Genomic DNA, 17,055 nt, shown 5'->3' with positions numbered 1-17,055 from the left:
TTATATAAGGATTCTTTATGAAAGGGAGTGTACAGTTTGGAAAAGATTGCTGTATTAGGTGCTGGAAGTTGGGGAACTGCCTTAGCGATGGTTTTATCAGATAATGGACATGCAGTTACTCTATGGGGAAATAATTCTGAACAAATTAATGAAATAAATGAACATCATATAAACAAAAAATATTTACCAGAAATTGAATTACCTCTTTCATTAAAAGCAACAAATAATTTAAATGATGCTGTAACAGGTGTTCGATACATTTTACTTGTTGTACCAACAAAAGCAATTAGAGAAGTTTGTCAAAGATTAAATAATGAATTGTCAAATGAAGTTACAATTATCCATGCAAGTAAAGGGATTGAGCCAGACACATCAAAACGTGTTTCAGAGATGATTATCGAAGAATTAGATCCTAAATTCTTAAAATCGGTAGTCGTATTATCTGGCCCGAGTCATGCAGAAGAAGTGGCATTAAGACACCCTACAACAGTAACTTCAGCTTCTACTGATATGGGAGAAGCGAGAGAAGTTCAAGAGTTATTTTCAAATGGTTACTTCCGAGTTTATACGAATGAAGATGTAATTGGTGTGGAAATTGGAGGGGCATTAAAGAATATCATCGCACTTGCTGCTGGGATTACTGACGGTCTTGGATATGGAGACAATGCAAAGGCAGCATTAATGACCCGTGGACTTGCTGAAATTATACGATTAGGAAAAGCAATGGGTGCAAATACACAAACATTTGCTGGCCTGACTGGAATGGGCGACTTAATCGTAACATGTACGAGTGTTCATAGCCGAAACTGGCGCGCAGGTAACTTATTAGGAAAAGGTCAATCTTTAGATGAAGTTTTAAATAATATGGGTATGGTTGTTGAAGGAGTTCGAACAACGAAAGCTGCATATCAATTAGCAAAACAAGCGAATGTTGAAATGCCAATCGTAAATGAACTATATGCTGTATTATTTGAAAATAAAAATCCAAAATTAGCTGTAGATGCACTTATGTCAAGGGATAAACGACATGAAGGAGAAAGTACTTCAAATTTTATTAGTGATCTTACAGAGTAAATAGTGATGAAAAGCATTAAAAACAACGAACGTTTTTAATGCTTTTTTCTTGCGTGGACTATAATAGGCGTTTCACCATTTTTCTTTTTTTGCATAGCATATGTTGTATAGAAAAGAAGGAGGTTTGAATGGTGACTAATAATAATCCAAATGGTTTTTTTGATAAGGTCGAAAAGAAGGCAAATGTAAGTAGATCAGATATTTTTAAAGTCGCTGATTCAGTAAAAGATGCAAACTTTAAAGATGAGGCGACTGTAAGAAAACTAGTACGCCAAATTGCATTAATGACTGGTCGTCAAGTTTCAAAAGAAAAAGAAGATAAGATTGTTCAAGCAATCGTAACAAATAATATGCCATTAGATTTTCAATCATTAACAAATATGTTTAAACAAAAATAATTGGGCTTATTCTTCAGCGATGTATTTAGTGCATAATCATACATTTACGCATAATATAGAATGACTTTTACCGGATGTATTCTGGTGGGTGTTAGTCGATGAATTAACGAAGCAATTGCCCCAGTTCGCTTCGGAGAAAGAAGGAGTATAACTTTCTACTTTTTCTTTCTTTTTATTTTGTTTTATAAGGGACGATTTTCCGAGTTCCTTTTAAAAAAAGGGCTCGGATACTTTGATAAAAACCTCAATGTGAAATTTTATTTAAGGAGAAAAGCTGTTAGTAAAGTCATGTACCATAATGGACAAGTATAGTATTCGAATAATCGAGTCAATACTGACAAAATAGAATAAAAAAGATTTTATTCAAATCATCACACTATTTTGTTACTATAATAATGTTAGATATTACATAGGGGGATCATAATGAGCACGTCACATATTAATGAACTAATTTCTTTTGTTGGTATTGGATTAATGCTTTTATCTTTATTTTTAATCTTTTTAAGCAGGCATAAAATAAAGATAAAATTTTTAAGAATGATTACAGCATTTATCGCATATATGTCGTTAATTATTTCTGGAATATTAATTACATATATCGTATTAAGCTGGCCTAGTTAATGACAAAAAAGGGGACTAACATGAAAAAGCTATTTCTTTCCATTTTAATATGCTTTGTAATTAGTATATTAAGTGGCTGTTTATATCCACAAAATCAACTTGCACAAAATCAAATACCTTATGATGACCAATTACAATCTGTTCAAAAAGCAGTAAATAAATTTAAAGAAAACAATTCAGGTCTTTTACCTATTAAAACGAGGGATATGAAAACACCAAATTATATTAAATATCCAATCGATTTTACGAAGTTAATTCCTAGTTATTTGAGTGACTCACCTGGTAATTCATATGAAAGTGGAGGGATTTTTCAGTATGTAATAATGGATGCAGAGAAAAATCCTACTGTTAAATTAGTCGACCTTAGGATTGCTGAAAAATTAAGAGATGTTTCGTTACAAGCACATATTTATTTAGATAAGCACTCATATCCTCCAATTAAAAAAACACTTGCAAATGGTGTGTTCCTATTAAACTACAAAAAGATGGGATTTAAAGAAGATCCTTATGTAGTAAGTCCATATAGTAATAAAAACTTACCGATTGTGATGGGCAATGATGGTGAATTCTATGTAGACTATTCAACTGACTTATATGCAAAAATTAAAGAAGCAAAGAATTTCAAGTATGGTGAAGATATCCGATCTATTTTAGTAAAAGACTCACCAATCGTGCCAGCATATTCACTTCCTTATACAATTAAGGATGGACAACCAGTGTTTTTAGAACAAAATTAAATAAATAAAATCATAATCCTTTGATAAAAGAATACATTTTATCGAAGGATTTTTTTATTTTAAGCCCAGATGATGAAAAGAAAAATAAAAAATCTTGTCATAACTCACTAGGACAACATCATAGAATGATATTGTCATAGGTATACTACTTCAAGTCAATTATTCCCATGTATTGATAAATCGGGAGGGGAACACATGGAAAAGATAGATATTTTTAAAGACATTGCCGAGCGCACAGGAGGAGATATCTACCTAGGTGTTGTAGGTGCCGTGCGTACTGGTAAATCAACATTTATTAAACGTTTTATGGAAGCAGTTGTTATTCCTAATATTCAAAATGAAGCCGATCGTGCTAGAGCACATGATGAATTACCTCAAAGTGCTGCAGGTAAAACAATCATGACTACTGAACCAAAATTTGTTCCAAATCAAGGAGTTAAAATTCATGTAGCAGATGGCTTAGATGTAAATATTCGATTAGTAGATTGTGTTGGTTATAGTGTACCAGGAGCTAAAGGATATGAGGATGAAAATGGTCCTAGAATGATTAGTACTCCTTGGTATGAAGAACCAATTCCTTTTAATGAAGCAGCGGAAATTGGGACTCGTAAAGTAATTCAAGAGCATTCTACAATCGGAGTAGTTGTTACAACAGATGGAACAATTGGTGAAATTGCCAGATATGATTATATCGAGGCAGAAGAACGTGTTGTAGCAGAATTAAAAGAAGTTGGAAAGCCTTTCATTATGGTAATTAATTCGTCTCAACCTTACCATCCTAATACAGAGGCTTTAAGACAAGAATTGAGCGAGAAATATGATATACCTGTCATTGCATTAAGTGTTGAAGCGATGCGCGAAGGTGATGTCTTAAACGTACTTCGTGAAGCGCTGTATGAATTCCCAGTGTTAGAAGTAAATGTAAACTTACCAAGTTGGGTACTAGTACTGAAAGAAAATCATTGGTTACGCCAAAGTTATCAAGAAGCAATACAAGAAACAGTAAAAGATATTAAACGATTAAGAGACGTTGACTATGTTGTTGGTCAATTTAGTGATTATGAATTTATTGAATATGCTCAACTTGCTGGAATTGACATGGGGCAAGGGGTTGCAGAAATCGATTTATCAGCTCCTGATGAATTATATGACCAAGTTTTAAAAGAAGTTGTAGGAGTTGAAATTCGCGGTAAAGATCATTTATTAGAGTTAATGCAAGATTTCGCTCATGCGAAACAAGAATATGATCAAGTGTCAGATGCATTAAGGATGGTTAAACAAACAGGATATGGAATCGCTGCACCTTCATTATTAGACATGAGTCTAGATGAGCCAGAGATTATACGCCATGGTTCAAGATTTGGTGTTAAACTAAAAGCAGTGGCACCTTCTATCCACATGATTAAAGTTGATGTAGAATCAACTTTTGAACCAATCATTGGAACAGAAAAACAAAGTGAAGAACTGGTTAAATATTTAATGCAAGATTTTGAAGATAATCCACTATCAATTTGGAATTCAGATATATTCGGACGATCATTAAGTTCAATCGTTCGAGAAGGGATTCAAGCAAAACTATCATTAATGCCAGAAAATGCAAGATATAAACTGAAAGAAACTTTAGAAAGAATTATCAATGAAGGAAGTGGCGGCTTAATTGCGATTATCCTTTAATATTTAGTGAATCAGATGGCAAAAAACCATCTGATTTTTTTTTGCTTCTAATTCTTTTAATAACTTTTCCTTTCTCCTCGATCCTGCTTTTCCTTGTTCCTGCTCTTAACGTAGCCAAATAAAAAAAGTTTTAATTCGACATAAATCAACAAAAATATTTTAAATGTAAATTATTAAAAAAAATAAAATATTGCCGATTTAATCAGTGTTAACCGTTATTTTTTATGATTTTAATATAATATTTCAACTAAAAAAACAATTTTTCAGAAAAATCGCTACTTTTTTTCGAGTAATTCCAACATTTTCTTATAAAACATATTGAAATATGCGTTAGAATCGTATAATATAAGGCATGACAAAGAAATTAATTGGAATTTGTTGTATAAAATTTTAAATTTTGGCCACAAATGAAATTAAGAAACTATTTTTAAAATTTTGGGAGGAGGTGAAAGACATGAACAAAACTGATTTAATCAATGCAGTTGCTGAAGCTGGTGAATTAACAAAGAAACAAGCTACTTTAGCAGTAGACGCTGTATTCGAATCAATTCTTGGTGCGTTACAAAACGGGGATAAAGTACAATTAATCGGATTTGGTAACTTTGAAGTTCGTGAGCGTGCAGCTCGTAAAGGACGTAATCCACAAACTGGCGAAGAAATCGAAATCGCAGCTAGTAAAGTTCCAGCTTTCAAACCTGGTAAAGCGCTTAAGGATGCTGTAAAATAATTACATAATTTAAGCGAAAAAGAAGGATGCTAATTAAAGCATCCTTCTTTTTTTGTCTCTGTATTCAAATTGATTGACCTCATTGCTTTATAGGGTCAAAGTTATGCTCATCATCCGGAATGTGTATCACACAGAAAGGAGCGACGAAGAAAGCGAACAGTCACATAAAAGGCTGCTAATAAAGTATCCTTCCAGTTGTGTAGACAAAGTCTTATTTATCTGATTTTCAGACTGATTGAAAACGCTTGTCTTTCGAGGCGCGAAGCTAGGCGAGGAGCGGAGTTACCCTAGACGGTAATGAGCACCGCAGCCAGGCGAAGCAACGAAGAAAGCGAGCGTTTGGCGGGCAGTCTGAAAGGATGCTAATAAAGTATCCTTCTTTTTTTTGCCTATAAAAAAAGAATTATGTTAAAATAAAACGAATCTGATAGAAATGAATATTAGAATTTTTTTGCATGGGGGATCAATTAATGAATGAAGTAAATTTAGAAAAAATTGAACAAGCGGTTCGTCAAATTCTCGAAGCTATCGGTGATGATCCAAATCGAGAAGGGATTTACGAAACGCCAAAGCGTGTAGCAAAAATGTATGCTGAAGTATTCTCTGGTATGCGCCAAGATGAAAAAGAACATTTACATAAAGTATTTGGTGAAGATCACGAAGAATTAGTGCTTGTTAAGGACATTCCATTCCATTCAATGTGTGAACATCATTTATTACCGTTTTACGGAGTTGCGCATGTAGCTTATATCCCTAGAAACGGTAGAGTCACTGGATTAAGTAAATTAGCACGTACAGTTGAAACTGTTGCAAAAAGACCACAACTACAAGAACGTATTACTGCATCAGTTGTAGATGCTATTATGGAAGTACTAGCGCCACATGGTGCGATGGTTGTTGTAGAGGCTGAACATATGTGTATGTCTATGCGTGGCGTGAGAAAACCAGGTTCTAAAACTGTTACGACTGCGGTACGTGGTTCACTAAAAGAAGATGTGCAAGGTAGAAATGAAATTCTTGCAATGATTCATTCATCTAAATAGATTAACTGATCAAAAAAAGCAGGACATCCTGCTTTTTTTGAAAATATTCATTATAAAATATGCAAGTTGACTAGTAATCAACTTATACCATCTAAAATACTTATGGTATAATGATAAAAGTCAGTAATTAATGGAATGGATGGAAATAATGAATAGTATTCACGAGTTAAAAAATAAAGTAATCTCTGAGATCCTACAAACGATTAGGCATCCTTATTTAAGTAAACATCTTTCAACACCACAAATAGATGATGTAAAGGTTACTTTATTAATAAATTTATTAAAACAAAACAATTTTTCGCACGACAAAATTCTTCACTATTGTAAAGCATTAATGATTCATCAGATTGCACTTGATACCCATGAAAAAGTATCAACATATGAAAGTACGCCATTAGATCGAGAAAAAAAACAATTGACCGTTTTAGAAGGGGATTTTTATAGTGGTCTATATTATGATGCACTTTCTAGAACTGGGGAAATTGGTTTAATTAGAGAACTTTCTTTTGCAGTTAAAGAAATGAATGAAGAAAAAATAAACTTAGTTCACCAGCAATTTACTACTTTAGAAGAATTGTTCAAGTGTATTACAGTTATTGAATCAACTATACTTGTTCATTTTGCTAAATTTATTGGATCTGAAGAATCAATCCATCAAGTTGAAAAAGAATGTTTAAAATCCAGACTGAAAAAAGAACTTGATTCTCGTACTTTTGAGACTGGCTCTGATTTTATGTCCCAATTTCAGAAAGTAATGTGTATTCAAAATGATAGTGCTCTCTTGAAAGAAGAATTATCAAAAATAATCATACAATTACAAAATTAATCTACATAGAAGTAATCGTAATTAGTCTAGTGGGGGTTTATATGACTCAATCAAAAGAAGAACGCGTTCATGACGTGTTTGAAAAGATTTATAATAAATATGATAAAATGAATGGTATTATTAGTTTTAGACGACATATCGCTTGGCGTAAACAAACAATGAAAATTATGAATGTAAAAAAAGGTATGAAAGCGCTTGACGTTTGTTGCGGAACTGGAGAATGGACAATTGCTTTGGCTGGAGCTGTTGGAAAAGAAGGCGAAGTAGTAGGTCTAGACTTTAGTAAAAACATGCTTTCAATTGGTGAAGAAAAAGTTAAAAATCTACAATTAGATCAAGTGAAATTAATACATGGAAATGCGATGGAATTACCATTTGAAGACAACCATTTTGATGTCGTTACTATTGGATTTGGTTTGCGTAATGTTCCTGATTATTATCAAGTTTTAAAGGAAATGACAAGAGTTGTAAAACCTGGAGGAATTGTTGTTTGCTTAGAAACATCACAACCGACAGCATTTGGTATAAGACATGTATATAAAGCATATTTCACATTCATTATGCCAATTTTCGGGAAAATATTCGCTAAAAGCTTTAAAGAATATTCTTGGTTACAAGAAAGCGCAAGTACATTTCCAGGAATGAATGAACTAGCACAGCTTTTCAAAAAGGCAGGATTAGAAAAAATTAAAATTAAACCTTATACTTTTGGTGTAGCAGCTATGCATTTAGGTGTTAAACCAAAGAGCTAGTTACAAAAGCAATAGTATGGGATGAATAGTAAGGTGAACGGAATGAAGGTTAAATGGAAATATTCTTATTTAAAAAAAGACATTAATGAAATTGAAAATACACTTCATAAAGTAGTTGATTCTTCGCAGCCGATTTTAAAAAAGGCATCGATCCAGTTACTTAAATCAGGTGGTAAGAGAATTAGACCGGTTTTTGTTTTACTAAGTGCTAAATTTGGACAATATAACCTTCAATCTATTAAAAACGTAGCAGCTACTTTGGAAATTATACATATGGCGTCATTAGTTCATGATGATGTTATAGATGAGGCTAGCTTAAGAAGAGGGAAGCCGACGATTAACTCAACATATAATAATCGAGTTGCAATGTATGCAGGAGATTTTTTATTTGCAAAAGCATTAGAATGTATGTCGGAAATCGAAATTCCAGCAGCCCATCAAAAATTGTCTGAAACGATATTAGAGATTTGTTTAGGTGAGATTGAGCAAATAAAAGATAAGTATAATTTTGACCAAAATTTAAGATGTTATTTAAGACGTATAAAGCGTAAAACAGCATTGTTGATTTCTGCTAGTTGTGAGATTGGTGCGATAGCTTCTGGTGCTACACCTGCTATTCAAAAATGTTTAAAGGATTATGGCTATTATTTAGGAATGTCATATCAAATAATGGATGATATTCTTGATTTTACTGCTTCTGAAAAAGAATTAGGTAAACCATCTGGAAGTGACCTAATACAAGGTAATATTACATTACCTGTTTTGCTAGCGATGAATGATGTAACACTTAAAGAAAAAATTGTTTCTGTTCATGAAGGAATAGATCCAGAAACAGTTAAACCACTGATTAATGAGATACGAAAAAGTACATACATTAAAGCCGCAAGAAGAGTCAGTGAAGAGTATTTACAAAAGTCATTAAACAGCATTGAAAACCTACCTGATAACGAAGCGAAAGAAATGTTAATTTTAATTGCTAAAAATATAGGTAATCGAAAAAATTAGAGGCAGCAAAAATGCACATGCATTTTGAACTGCCTCTTTTGGCATTTTCGCTCGATTATTTTATAAGAATCGATTGTTAATGATGATTAGATTGTATGTTAACTGGAAGCGATTGCAATTTTTACAAAATAACAAGATTTTAAACTATTGATAATTTTATAAATTGATGATACTATTCTACTGTATTGTTTATACATAATTGAATTCAAGAGGGGTAGAGCATAATGGAAAGAACATATTTAATGGTAAAACCTGATGGAGTACAACGTAATTTAATTGGTGAAATCGTTTCACGTTTCGAAAGAAAGGGCTTCCAATTAGTAGGAGCTAAATTAATGCAAGTAAGCAAAGAACAAGCTGAAACTCATTACGCTGAACATAAAGAGCGTCCATTCTTTGGTGAATTAGTAGATTTCATTACTTCAAGCCCAGTATTTGCTATGGTTTGGGAAGGTGAAAACGTTATCGCTACAGCTCGTCAAATGATGGGAGCTACTAACCCAAAAGATTCAGCTCCAGGAACAATCCGCGGAGAGTATGCTGCAACTGTAGGTAAAAACATTATTCATGGTTCTGATTCACCTGCAAGTGCAGAACGTGAAATCGGTATTTTCTTCAATGAAAATGAATTAGTAGAATACTCAAAGCTTATTAAAGAGTGGGTATACTAATATTTAATATTTAAATTAAAAGCCAGCATTCGTGCTGGCTTTTAGTGTGTAGAAAAAGTCCTTAAATCAGATGATCTGACTGATTGAAAAAAGTTTGTCTATAGTCAAAGGCCAATATACGTGTTGGCTTTTTTTTTCATTGTCTAAAATAAGTAACAAACTTAAGTGAACAGCCGATATAAATAATAAAATCTAATTTATTATTTTAGGGGAATAAAATGGAAGATTATAATGATTTTATTAAATTAGTCAAAAAAAAATCAGGAATCGATTTATACCAATACAAAGAATCACAAATGAAAAGAAGATTAAAATCCTTATATGAGAAAAAGGGATTTCGATCATTTGTTGATTTTTTTGAGGGTATGGAAAAAAATAATAATTTGTATTTTGAATTTCTAGATCGGATGACAATTAATGTTTCAGAATTTTTTAGGAATCCAAATAGATGGGAAATTTTTGAAAATAACATTCTTCCTACATTTTTTAAAAATAATTCGAAATTAAAAATATGGAGTGCAGCTTGTTCAACTGGTGAAGAGCCATATACGCTTGCAATGATTTTATTGAAATATTTAAAGCCACATCAATTCCAAATCATTGCAACAGACTTAGATGAAAATGTGTTAGCGAAAGCTAAAATTGGTATATACAATGAAAAAGCAGTAAAAGATGTACCAAATGAGCTTTTAACGAGATATTTTAAACAAGAGGGCTCAATTTACAAAGTAAATGATGAGTTAAAAAAACTAATCCAATTTAAGAAACATAATTTGTTAGTCGATCCATATGAAAAAAATGTTGATATTATTATTTGTAGAAATGTATTAATTTATTTCACTGAAGAAGCAAAAGTTGATATTTATATGAACTTTTCAAATTCATTAAATGATAATGGTATTTTATTTGTTGGAAGTACAGAACAAATTTTCCACGCAGAAAAATACTCATTTACATCGAATGAAACATTTTTTTACAAAAAATCACGTTAAGAACCAGATTATGGTTCTTTTTTTATATTAAATTCAGAATAGGATGTGGTATAGTAGTAACTAAATAATTTTAATCTTACATAAGAGAAGGTGTTGACATGCGTTATTTAACAGCTGGTGAATCACATGGTCCACAATTAACTACAATTATTGAAGGCGTTCCATCAGGCATACCAATTTTAGCAGAAGAAATCAATGTTGAACTTCGTAGACGTCAAGGTGGATATGGAAGAGGCCGAAGAATGCAAATTGAAAAGGATACTGCTCAAATTACAAGCGGTGTTCGACATGGTTATACATTAGGCTCTCCGATCGCATTGGTTGTTGAGAATAACGATTATAAACATTGGACGAATATAATGGGTGCTGAACCATTGGAAAATCCAGATTATGAAGGAAAAAGAAGTATAACAAAGCCAAGACCAGGACATGCCGATTTAAATGGCGCGATAAAATATGGCTTCAGAGATGTTCGAAATGTATTAGAGCGTTCATCTGCTCGTGAAACGACAGTTCGAGTTGCTGCTGGTGCTATTGCCAAAAAATTATTAAGTGAACTTGGTATTACAATCGCCAGTCATGTTATCGAAATTGGTGGAGTAAAGGCGAATAACATAGATTATCACAATGTGGAAGATTTACATAATAAAGCCGAAAATTCTGAAGTTAGATGCATTGATGCTGAAGCAACTGAAAATATGAAAACGTTAATTGATGAAGCAAAACAAAAAGGCGATTCATTAGGTGGAATTGTTGAAGTTGTTGTTGAAGGTATGCCAGCAGGAGTTGGAAGCTACGTGCATTATGATCGTAAGTTAGATTCAAAAATTGCTGGTGCAATCGTCAGTATTAATGCGTTTAAAGGCGTAGAGTTCGGCATTGGATTTAAAGCGGGTTCAATCCCTGGAAGCGAAGTGCATGATGAAATTGCATATTCAGAAGAGTTAGGATATTACCGTTTATCAAACCGTGCAGGCGGTTTTGAGGGTGGTATGACAACTGGTATGCCAATTGTTGTTCGTGCTGTTATGAAACCTATTCCTACGCTATATAAACCACTTAAAAGTGTTGATATTGAAACGAAGGAAGTTTACGAAGCAAGTATTGAGCGTTCAGATAGCTGTGCTGTACCTGCAGCTTCAGTTGTAGCGGAACATATTGTAGCATGGGAAATCGCAAATGCAATTGTAGATCAATTTGAATCAGATCAACTTGAACGATTAAAAAAGAATATAGAAGACTACCGTGAGTACGCGAGGGAGTTTTAATGAAAGAAATCACTGTAAAAACAAACTCTAAGCAATACAATGTTTGTATTGGATACGGGATCTTAAGTCATTTACAGTCTATGCTCGAAAACTTAGTGCCTAAAGTTTCGAAAATCTTAATCATTACCGATGATCAAGTTGCTCCACTTTATTTAGAAGAAGTAAAGATTAATTGTAGTAACTCAATTAAAATAGAACATTTTATTATTCCAAATGGAGAAAAAAGCAAAGGTTTCTCAACTTATGAAGAATGTTTAACGTATTGTTTTGATCTCCAATTAGATCGGAATAGTTTAGTCATTGCTTTAGGTGGAGGAGTAGTTGGAGATTTAGCAGGGTTTGTAGCTGCAACCTATATGCGAGGCGTTCGTTTCATCCAAATGCCAACTACTTTATTAGCTCACGATAGTGCAATCGGAGGTAAAGTCGCGATTAATCTTCCAAAGGCTAAAAATATCATTGGTGCGTTTTATCAACCAGAATTTGTTCTTTATGAACTGGACTTTTTAAAAACATTACCAATACACGAATGGAGATCAGGTTTTGCAGAAATAAGTAAAGAAGCCATGATTTCTTCAGTAATTCAATTAAATTGGTTAATGAACAATATACAATCTCTAGAAAACATTGATAAAGATTTAGTTGAACAATGTGTGACACTGGGAATAAGTGTCAAAAATGAGATTGTATCAAAAGATGAGAAGGAAACAGGAATTAGAGCATTTCTTAATTTAGGACACACTCTTGGACATGCTATTGAGGCTTTCTTAGGATATGCTAAAACAACTCATGGAGAAGCAATTGCATTTGGAACGCTATTTGCTATTTATATGAGTGAGCAGTACTTTAAAATTGATTTAAAGTATAATGATATCCAAAATTGGTACAAACAACTTAAATATCCAATTTACTCAAATTTAGACATTAATACGATCGTCAATCTAATGAAACAAGATAAAAAAAATATAGATCTGAAAATAAACTATATTTTATTAAAGGATTATGGTAGTCCAATCATCAATGAATTGGATGAAGATTACATAAAAGATAGTTTAGAGCGCTTTTTAATACAACTAAATTAGTAAATACATTTGAAAATGGTGTTTTGATCAAATAATAAGTCAAAATATCATTTTCTTTTTCTAAATGATCAGTAGATTGAGTAGAAAGATAAAAAACTTCGGGTAATTAGTCGAATAGATTTTATGAGAAAAAAAAGGTTTGATTTAATAAAAATGGAATGTAAATACATATAGAAAGGTTAGATAAGGTTATGAGAAATTCTCAATTAGAAGAAATCCGTTTAGTTGGTGATGTAATAATTCCGGGAGATAAATCAATATCTCATAGAGCAATTATGTTTGGATCATTAGCAAATGGAACAACTAGGATTACTAACTTTCTATTAGGCGAAGATTGCTTAAGCACGATTGCATGTTTTAGAAAATTAGGTGTACATATTGATGTATTAGAGGAAGAAGTCATTGTTCATGGTAAGGGGATTGAAGAACTTAAAGAACCAAATGCTGTACTTGATGTAGGAAATTCTGGAACAACCGCAAGACTGATGATGGGAATATTAAGTGGTTTACCATTTCACTCCGTTTTAATCGGTGATGCATCGATTGGTAAGAGACCAATGAAACGTGTGACGAAACCATTAAAACAAATGGGAGCTTCGATAGATGGACGTGAAGATGCTACATATACCCCTATCTCAATTAGAGGAGGTTCACTGAAAAGTATTTCTTATCATTCACCTGTTTCAAGTGCACAAGTCAAATCTTCAATTTTGTTAGCTGGCTTATTTGCAGATGGAACAACGATTGTTTCAGAACCAGAGAAGTCTCGAGATCATACGGAAAGAATGCTTAAGGCATTTGGTTGTGAATTAGATGTAAATGGGAATACAGTATCAATTAACGGCAACCAAAGACTTACTGCAACAGATGTAATTGTACCAGGAGACATTTCCTCAGCTGCATTTTTCTTAGTGGCAGGCTCGATTATTCCAAATAGTGAAATTTTGTTAAAAAATGTAGGCGTAAATCCAACTAGAATTGGCATATTAACAGTTTTAGAAAGAATGGGCGCAAATATAACGTTAGAAGATGAAAAAATGGTAAATGGCGAACCAATTGCGAATATAAGAGTGAAATCGTCTAAACTAAAAGCAACTGTTATTGGAGGGGCAGAAATCCCAACTTGTATCGATGAGTTACCAATTTTAGCATTAGCTGCTTCAATGGCAGACGGTGAAACAATTATTAAAGATGCTGAAGAATTGCGAGTAAAAGAAACTGATCGTATTCAGACAGTTGTAACAGAACTTTCAAATCTTGGAGTAAGCATTGAAGCAACAAAAGATGGTATGATAATACAAGGCAATAGTTCTTTAAAAGGTGCAAACGTGAAATCTCATGGGGATCACCGAATGGGAATGATGCTTTCAATCGCTTCATTACTTGCTGATGGAGAAACAGAGATTGAAGACACAAATTGTATCGCTGTATCATTTCCAAATTTTAAAGAGCAATTAAATGATTTAATAAAGTAGTGTTGAATACGAGGTGTAAGAATGAGTTTATATGAAGCTGTTCAGTTAATTGAGAACGGTCAAACCGAAAAAGGATTAGAACTTTTAAAAAAGAGTTTAAAATCTGCAAACGATGAAGAAAAATACGAGGCTGCTCTACTATTTCAATCATTAGGATTAATAGAAGACGCAAAAACGATTATTGAGGACTTAGTTTATCTATATGATGATGACGATGACCTTAAAATAATGTATGCTGAAATTCTATTAGACCTTGATTTAGAAGACGAAGCGTTAGAAATTTTGTTAGCAATTAATGAGGATAGCGAAAATCGCGTCCAAGCATTATTATTAATGGCAGATTTATATCAAGTTCAAGGTCTTGATGAAGTTGCTGAACAAAAATTATTTGAAGCTAAAAGAATTTTACCTAATGAACCGGTAGTAGATTTTGCATTAGGGGAGTATTATTTTAGTAAATACGATTATAAAAAAGCAATACCATATTACGAAAAATTGTCTAATTTAGATATTGAAGTAAATGGTGTAAATAAAGATTTAAGACTTGCGGAATGTTTAAGTGCAGAAGGTGAGTGGGAAGATGCTATTACATTCTATGAAAAAGGTATACAGCATACAAAGGACTTCCACACCTTATTGGGTTATGGGATTACGTTATTCCAAGCAGAACGATATTTAGCTTGTATTCCAGTATTTGAAGAGGCGATTTTCTTTGACCCAGAATATTTGGTGGCACATCTTTGGCTAAGCAAAGCATTTGATCTAGAAGGTCAATATCAAGAAGGTTATGAAATATTACAAAAGGCCTTGCTTGTTGATGAAACAAATGTGGAATGCCTTTTATCTGCAGCGAAATTAGCACGTAAATTAAAAAATCTAGATACAAGTAAAAAGCATCTCCAAGAGGCATTAATTTACGACCCTTCATTGATTGAAGCAGTACAATTATTAGTGGGAATTTTATTTGAAGAAGAAGATTTTGATGAAATTATTGGAACAATTGATTTAGCTATTGAGCATGGAGCTTCAGATCCACATTTTAATTGGGACTTAGGTAAAGCTTATTATGGAATCGAAAATTATGAATTGGCATTAAAACAATATCGTCTAGCATATAATGACTTTAACCAGGAAATTTCCTTCTTAAAGGAATACGGAGACCTATTGTTTGAAGAAGGTTTAATTCAAGAGGCAAAAGAAATTTACAGCAAGCTTGTAGATGATGAATATCTACAAGAAGAAGTTCAAGAACGTCTTGACAGAATAAATGAAATTTTGTAGTTTTCTTTATTCAGAAAAGGGGACAAATTTAAAGGACAGAGGAGGGATTTAAAAATGGCAACCCCTGTATCTGTGAATGAGAAGAAAGACTTTGTAAAATGGTTTCTAAGTAATTTTCAGTTAAAGCAAAGAGAATGTGTGTGGATATTAAATTACTTAATGAGCCATGATTATTTAATGAAAAAGGTTCATTTCGTAGAACAGTCTAAATATTGTCCACGGGGATTAGTGATGTCGACGAACTGTGTAAAAGAAGTTCCATTTCATTTCTATAAACAAAATGTTATGACAACGGATGCAGAAAAGTCCTTTCACGATATTCGACTTAATAGGGATGAGGATATTTATATCCAACTGAATTTTAAATCTTCTTTTCAATATCCGATGTTTGTTTCAGTTTTAGAAGAGAACCCACATATACCTAAAAATTTAAACAGTAATGAAAAGGACCGAGTAATTGCTGAAAAACTGTTATCAGATTCTATCATTAATTTCCAGAAAGATAGATTAATGAAAATGATTGATGAAGCATTAGATCAGCAAGACAAGAAACTTTTCCATGAATTAACCAAACAACTCAATGCATTAAGCTAATTAATACTTAAAAAGTCCTCATAACCTGAGGACTTTTTTATGTTGAGTTAAGAGCAGGGAAAAGAGGAAAGGCAGGAAAGGTATGATTGAGAGCAAGCCTTTATGATTATTTATTATCTTTTCCTTAACCCTGCTCTTCCTTTCTTTCCTTAAGCTTGCATTTTATATTACACTTTGAAAAAAGTCCTGTTATCTAAAGACTTTTTTTCTTTCTTAAAATAGTAATATATGGTTAAATGGAGAATAGATATTTGTTCACAAAAATTTCACAATTAAAATTAAATTATTTTAATAAAAGGAGGAAATCTTGATGAAATGGACAACTAATGAGTTAAACCAAGTTATTGAGAATCTGGAGTATATCGATACGATTATTGTTCCACTATGTCCTGTTTCTTTCAAAAAAGAAAAAATCGACTTAGCTGAGCAAAGAGAAGACTTGATTATACTTACATCTGAAATTGAACGTACATATAAAGGAAGAGTAGTAATTGCTCCGGAATATACTTATTTACCTGAAGAAATCAATAAAATAGAGCGATTAAAAACTTGGTATAACGAGTTTAAGGGTAGTGGATTAAAACATATTTTCTATTTAACATGTGATTTTGAATGGAAGCAATATGAAAATGAAATGGAAGAATCATTAATTTGGTTACCTACACTAAATATTAATAGCTTAGATGAATCTTCTCAACGAGTAATTGTAGAGAAACAATTATCCCATGTAAATGCATTATTTTCTAAAAGATGGGGATAAAAATAAAAACAACATTATTACTATGATTATTATTAGGATATTATTGACCTTCTAAAATTGTTATTATATTATGAA

At 32.5% G+C, this 17,055-nt stretch carries 18 protein-coding genes; all 18 read left to right on the top strand.

The annotated features are described in order from the left end of the window. Positions 1-36: 36 nt before the first annotated feature. The 18 genes from B7R67_RS07925 (at position 37) to B7R67_RS07840 (ending at position 16,980) form a co-directional block, all read left to right on the top strand. The gene (locus B7R67_RS07925) at positions 37-1,074 is read left to right on the top strand and encodes an NAD(P)H-dependent glycerol-3-phosphate dehydrogenase (RefSeq protein ID WP_088069221.1); all 1,038 of its coding nucleotides are present in this window, start codon (positions 37-39) and stop codon (positions 1,072-1,074) included. A gap of 128 nt (positions 1,075-1,202) precedes the next feature. Further along, positions 1,203-1,472 carry a stage VI sporulation protein F gene (locus B7R67_RS07920; RefSeq protein WP_088069219.1) on the top strand — a complete coding sequence of 90 codons (270 nt, stop codon included), beginning with the start codon at positions 1,203-1,205 and terminating at the stop codon, positions 1,470-1,472. A gap of 423 nt (positions 1,473-1,895) precedes the next feature. After that, positions 1,896-2,093, top strand: a complete 198-nt coding sequence (locus B7R67_RS07915) for a DUF2768 domain-containing protein (RefSeq protein ID WP_088069218.1) — start codon at positions 1,896-1,898, stop codon at positions 2,091-2,093. A gap of 20 nt (positions 2,094-2,113) precedes the next feature. Continuing rightward, positions 2,114-2,830 carry a hypothetical protein gene (locus tag B7R67_RS07910; protein WP_088069216.1) on the top strand — a complete coding sequence of 239 codons (717 nt, stop codon included), beginning with the start codon at positions 2,114-2,116 and terminating at the stop codon, positions 2,828-2,830. Positions 2,831-3,025: 195 nt separating this feature from the next. After that, a complete protein-coding gene (spoIVA, locus tag B7R67_RS07905; RefSeq protein WP_088069214.1) occupies positions 3,026-4,504 on the top strand; it encodes a stage IV sporulation protein A in 1,479 nt (492 codons plus the stop codon). A gap of 454 nt (positions 4,505-4,958) precedes the next feature. Then, on the top strand, positions 4,959-5,231 hold the full coding sequence (locus tag B7R67_RS07900) for an HU family DNA-binding protein (RefSeq protein ID WP_056466694.1): 273 nt from the start codon (positions 4,959-4,961) through the stop codon (positions 5,229-5,231). 470 nt (positions 5,232-5,701) lie between these two features. Then, entirely contained in the window at positions 5,702-6,274 is a 573-nt protein-coding gene (folE, locus tag B7R67_RS07895; protein WP_088069213.1) for a GTP cyclohydrolase I FolE, read from the top strand. A 148-nt stretch (positions 6,275-6,422) separates the two neighbouring features. After that, the gene (locus tag B7R67_RS07890) at positions 6,423-7,100 is read left to right on the top strand and encodes a heptaprenyl diphosphate synthase component 1 (protein WP_158095054.1); all 678 of its coding nucleotides are present in this window, start codon (positions 6,423-6,425) and stop codon (positions 7,098-7,100) included. A 41-nt stretch (positions 7,101-7,141) separates the two neighbouring features. Next, positions 7,142-7,852, top strand: a complete 711-nt coding sequence (locus tag B7R67_RS07885) for a demethylmenaquinone methyltransferase (protein WP_088069209.1) — start codon at positions 7,142-7,144, stop codon at positions 7,850-7,852. Between the two features lie 42 nt (positions 7,853-7,894). Continuing rightward, positions 7,895-8,857 carry a heptaprenyl diphosphate synthase component II gene (gene hepT / locus B7R67_RS07880; protein WP_088069207.1) on the top strand — a complete coding sequence of 321 codons (963 nt, stop codon included), beginning with the start codon at positions 7,895-7,897 and terminating at the stop codon, positions 8,855-8,857. A gap of 224 nt (positions 8,858-9,081) precedes the next feature. Continuing rightward, positions 9,082-9,528: a nucleoside-diphosphate kinase gene (gene ndk / locus B7R67_RS07875; RefSeq protein WP_088069205.1), complete on the top strand. Its 447-nt coding sequence runs from the start codon at positions 9,082-9,084 to the stop codon at positions 9,526-9,528. Between the two features lie 218 nt (positions 9,529-9,746). Next, on the top strand, positions 9,747-10,520 hold the full coding sequence (locus B7R67_RS07870) for a CheR family methyltransferase (RefSeq protein WP_088069203.1): 774 nt from the start codon (positions 9,747-9,749) through the stop codon (positions 10,518-10,520). Between the two features lie 98 nt (positions 10,521-10,618). After that, the gene (gene aroC, locus B7R67_RS07865) at positions 10,619-11,788 is read left to right on the top strand and encodes a chorismate synthase (RefSeq protein ID WP_088069201.1); all 1,170 of its coding nucleotides are present in this window, start codon (positions 10,619-10,621) and stop codon (positions 11,786-11,788) included. After that, a complete protein-coding gene (aroB, locus tag B7R67_RS07860) occupies positions 11,788-12,870 on the top strand; it encodes a 3-dehydroquinate synthase (protein WP_088069199.1) in 1,083 nt (360 codons plus the stop codon). Before aroC ends, aroB begins: the two co-directional genes overlap by 1 nt. A 191-nt stretch (positions 12,871-13,061) precedes the next feature. Continuing rightward, positions 13,062-14,345 (top strand): 3-phosphoshikimate 1-carboxyvinyltransferase, encoded by a 1,284-nt coding sequence (gene aroA, locus B7R67_RS07855; RefSeq protein WP_088069197.1) that lies wholly within the window; start codon positions 13,062-13,064, stop codon positions 14,343-14,345. Between the two features lie 21 nt (positions 14,346-14,366). Then, the gene (locus tag B7R67_RS07850; protein ID WP_088069195.1) at positions 14,367-15,626 is read left to right on the top strand and encodes a tetratricopeptide repeat protein; all 1,260 of its coding nucleotides are present in this window, start codon (positions 14,367-14,369) and stop codon (positions 15,624-15,626) included. A 54-nt stretch (positions 15,627-15,680) separates the two neighbouring features. Next, entirely contained in the window at positions 15,681-16,220 is a 540-nt protein-coding gene (locus tag B7R67_RS07845) for a ReoY family proteolytic degradation factor (RefSeq protein WP_088069193.1), read from the top strand. Positions 16,221-16,530: 310 nt separating this feature from the next. After that, positions 16,531-16,980: a DUF2487 family protein gene (locus B7R67_RS07840; protein WP_088069191.1), complete on the top strand. Its 450-nt coding sequence runs from the start codon at positions 16,531-16,533 to the stop codon at positions 16,978-16,980. Positions 16,981-17,055 lie beyond the last annotated feature (75 nt).

It is taken from the genome of Gottfriedia luciferensis, assembly GCF_002156865.1.
GTDB lineage: Bacteria > Bacillota > Bacilli > Bacillales > Bacillaceae_G > Gottfriedia > Gottfriedia luciferensis.
This window is presented reverse-complemented; position numbering and strand designations above follow the sequence as displayed.

What these genes read in the sequence shown, in the direction of transcription:
- B7R67_RS07920 (WP_088069219.1), top strand. Translation starts at nt 1,203, where the DNA reads ATGGTGACTAATAATAATCCAAATGGTTTTTTTGATAAGGTCGAAAAG.
- B7R67_RS07915 (WP_088069218.1), top strand. Translation starts at nt 1,896, where the DNA reads ATGAGCACGTCACATATTAATGAACTAATTTCTTTTGTTGGTATTGGA.
- B7R67_RS07910 (WP_088069216.1), top strand. Translation starts at nt 2,114, where the DNA reads ATGAAAAAGCTATTTCTTTCCATTTTAATATGCTTTGTAATTAGTATA.
- spoIVA (WP_088069214.1), top strand. Translation starts at nt 3,026, where the DNA reads ATGGAAAAGATAGATATTTTTAAAGACATTGCCGAGCGCACAGGAGGA.
- B7R67_RS07900 (WP_056466694.1), top strand. Translation starts at nt 4,959, where the DNA reads ATGAACAAAACTGATTTAATCAATGCAGTTGCTGAAGCTGGTGAATTA.
- folE (WP_088069213.1), top strand. Translation starts at nt 5,702, where the DNA reads ATGAATGAAGTAAATTTAGAAAAAATTGAACAAGCGGTTCGTCAAATT.
- B7R67_RS07890 (WP_158095054.1), top strand. Translation starts at nt 6,423, where the DNA reads ATGAATAGTATTCACGAGTTAAAAAATAAAGTAATCTCTGAGATCCTA.
- B7R67_RS07885 (WP_088069209.1), top strand. Translation starts at nt 7,142, where the DNA reads ATGACTCAATCAAAAGAAGAACGCGTTCATGACGTGTTTGAAAAGATT.
- hepT (WP_088069207.1), top strand. Translation starts at nt 7,895, where the DNA reads ATGAAGGTTAAATGGAAATATTCTTATTTAAAAAAAGACATTAATGAA.
- ndk (WP_088069205.1), top strand. Translation starts at nt 9,082, where the DNA reads ATGGAAAGAACATATTTAATGGTAAAACCTGATGGAGTACAACGTAAT.
- B7R67_RS07870 (WP_088069203.1), top strand. Translation starts at nt 9,747, where the DNA reads ATGGAAGATTATAATGATTTTATTAAATTAGTCAAAAAAAAATCAGGA.
- aroC (WP_088069201.1), top strand. Translation starts at nt 10,619, where the DNA reads ATGCGTTATTTAACAGCTGGTGAATCACATGGTCCACAATTAACTACA.
- aroB (WP_088069199.1), top strand. Translation starts at nt 11,788, where the DNA reads ATGAAAGAAATCACTGTAAAAACAAACTCTAAGCAATACAATGTTTGT.
- aroA (WP_088069197.1), top strand. Translation starts at nt 13,062, where the DNA reads ATGAGAAATTCTCAATTAGAAGAAATCCGTTTAGTTGGTGATGTAATA.
- B7R67_RS07850 (WP_088069195.1), top strand. Translation starts at nt 14,367, where the DNA reads ATGAGTTTATATGAAGCTGTTCAGTTAATTGAGAACGGTCAAACCGAA.
- B7R67_RS07845 (WP_088069193.1), top strand. Translation starts at nt 15,681, where the DNA reads ATGGCAACCCCTGTATCTGTGAATGAGAAGAAAGACTTTGTAAAATGG.
- B7R67_RS07840 (WP_088069191.1), top strand. Translation starts at nt 16,531, where the DNA reads ATGAAATGGACAACTAATGAGTTAAACCAAGTTATTGAGAATCTGGAG.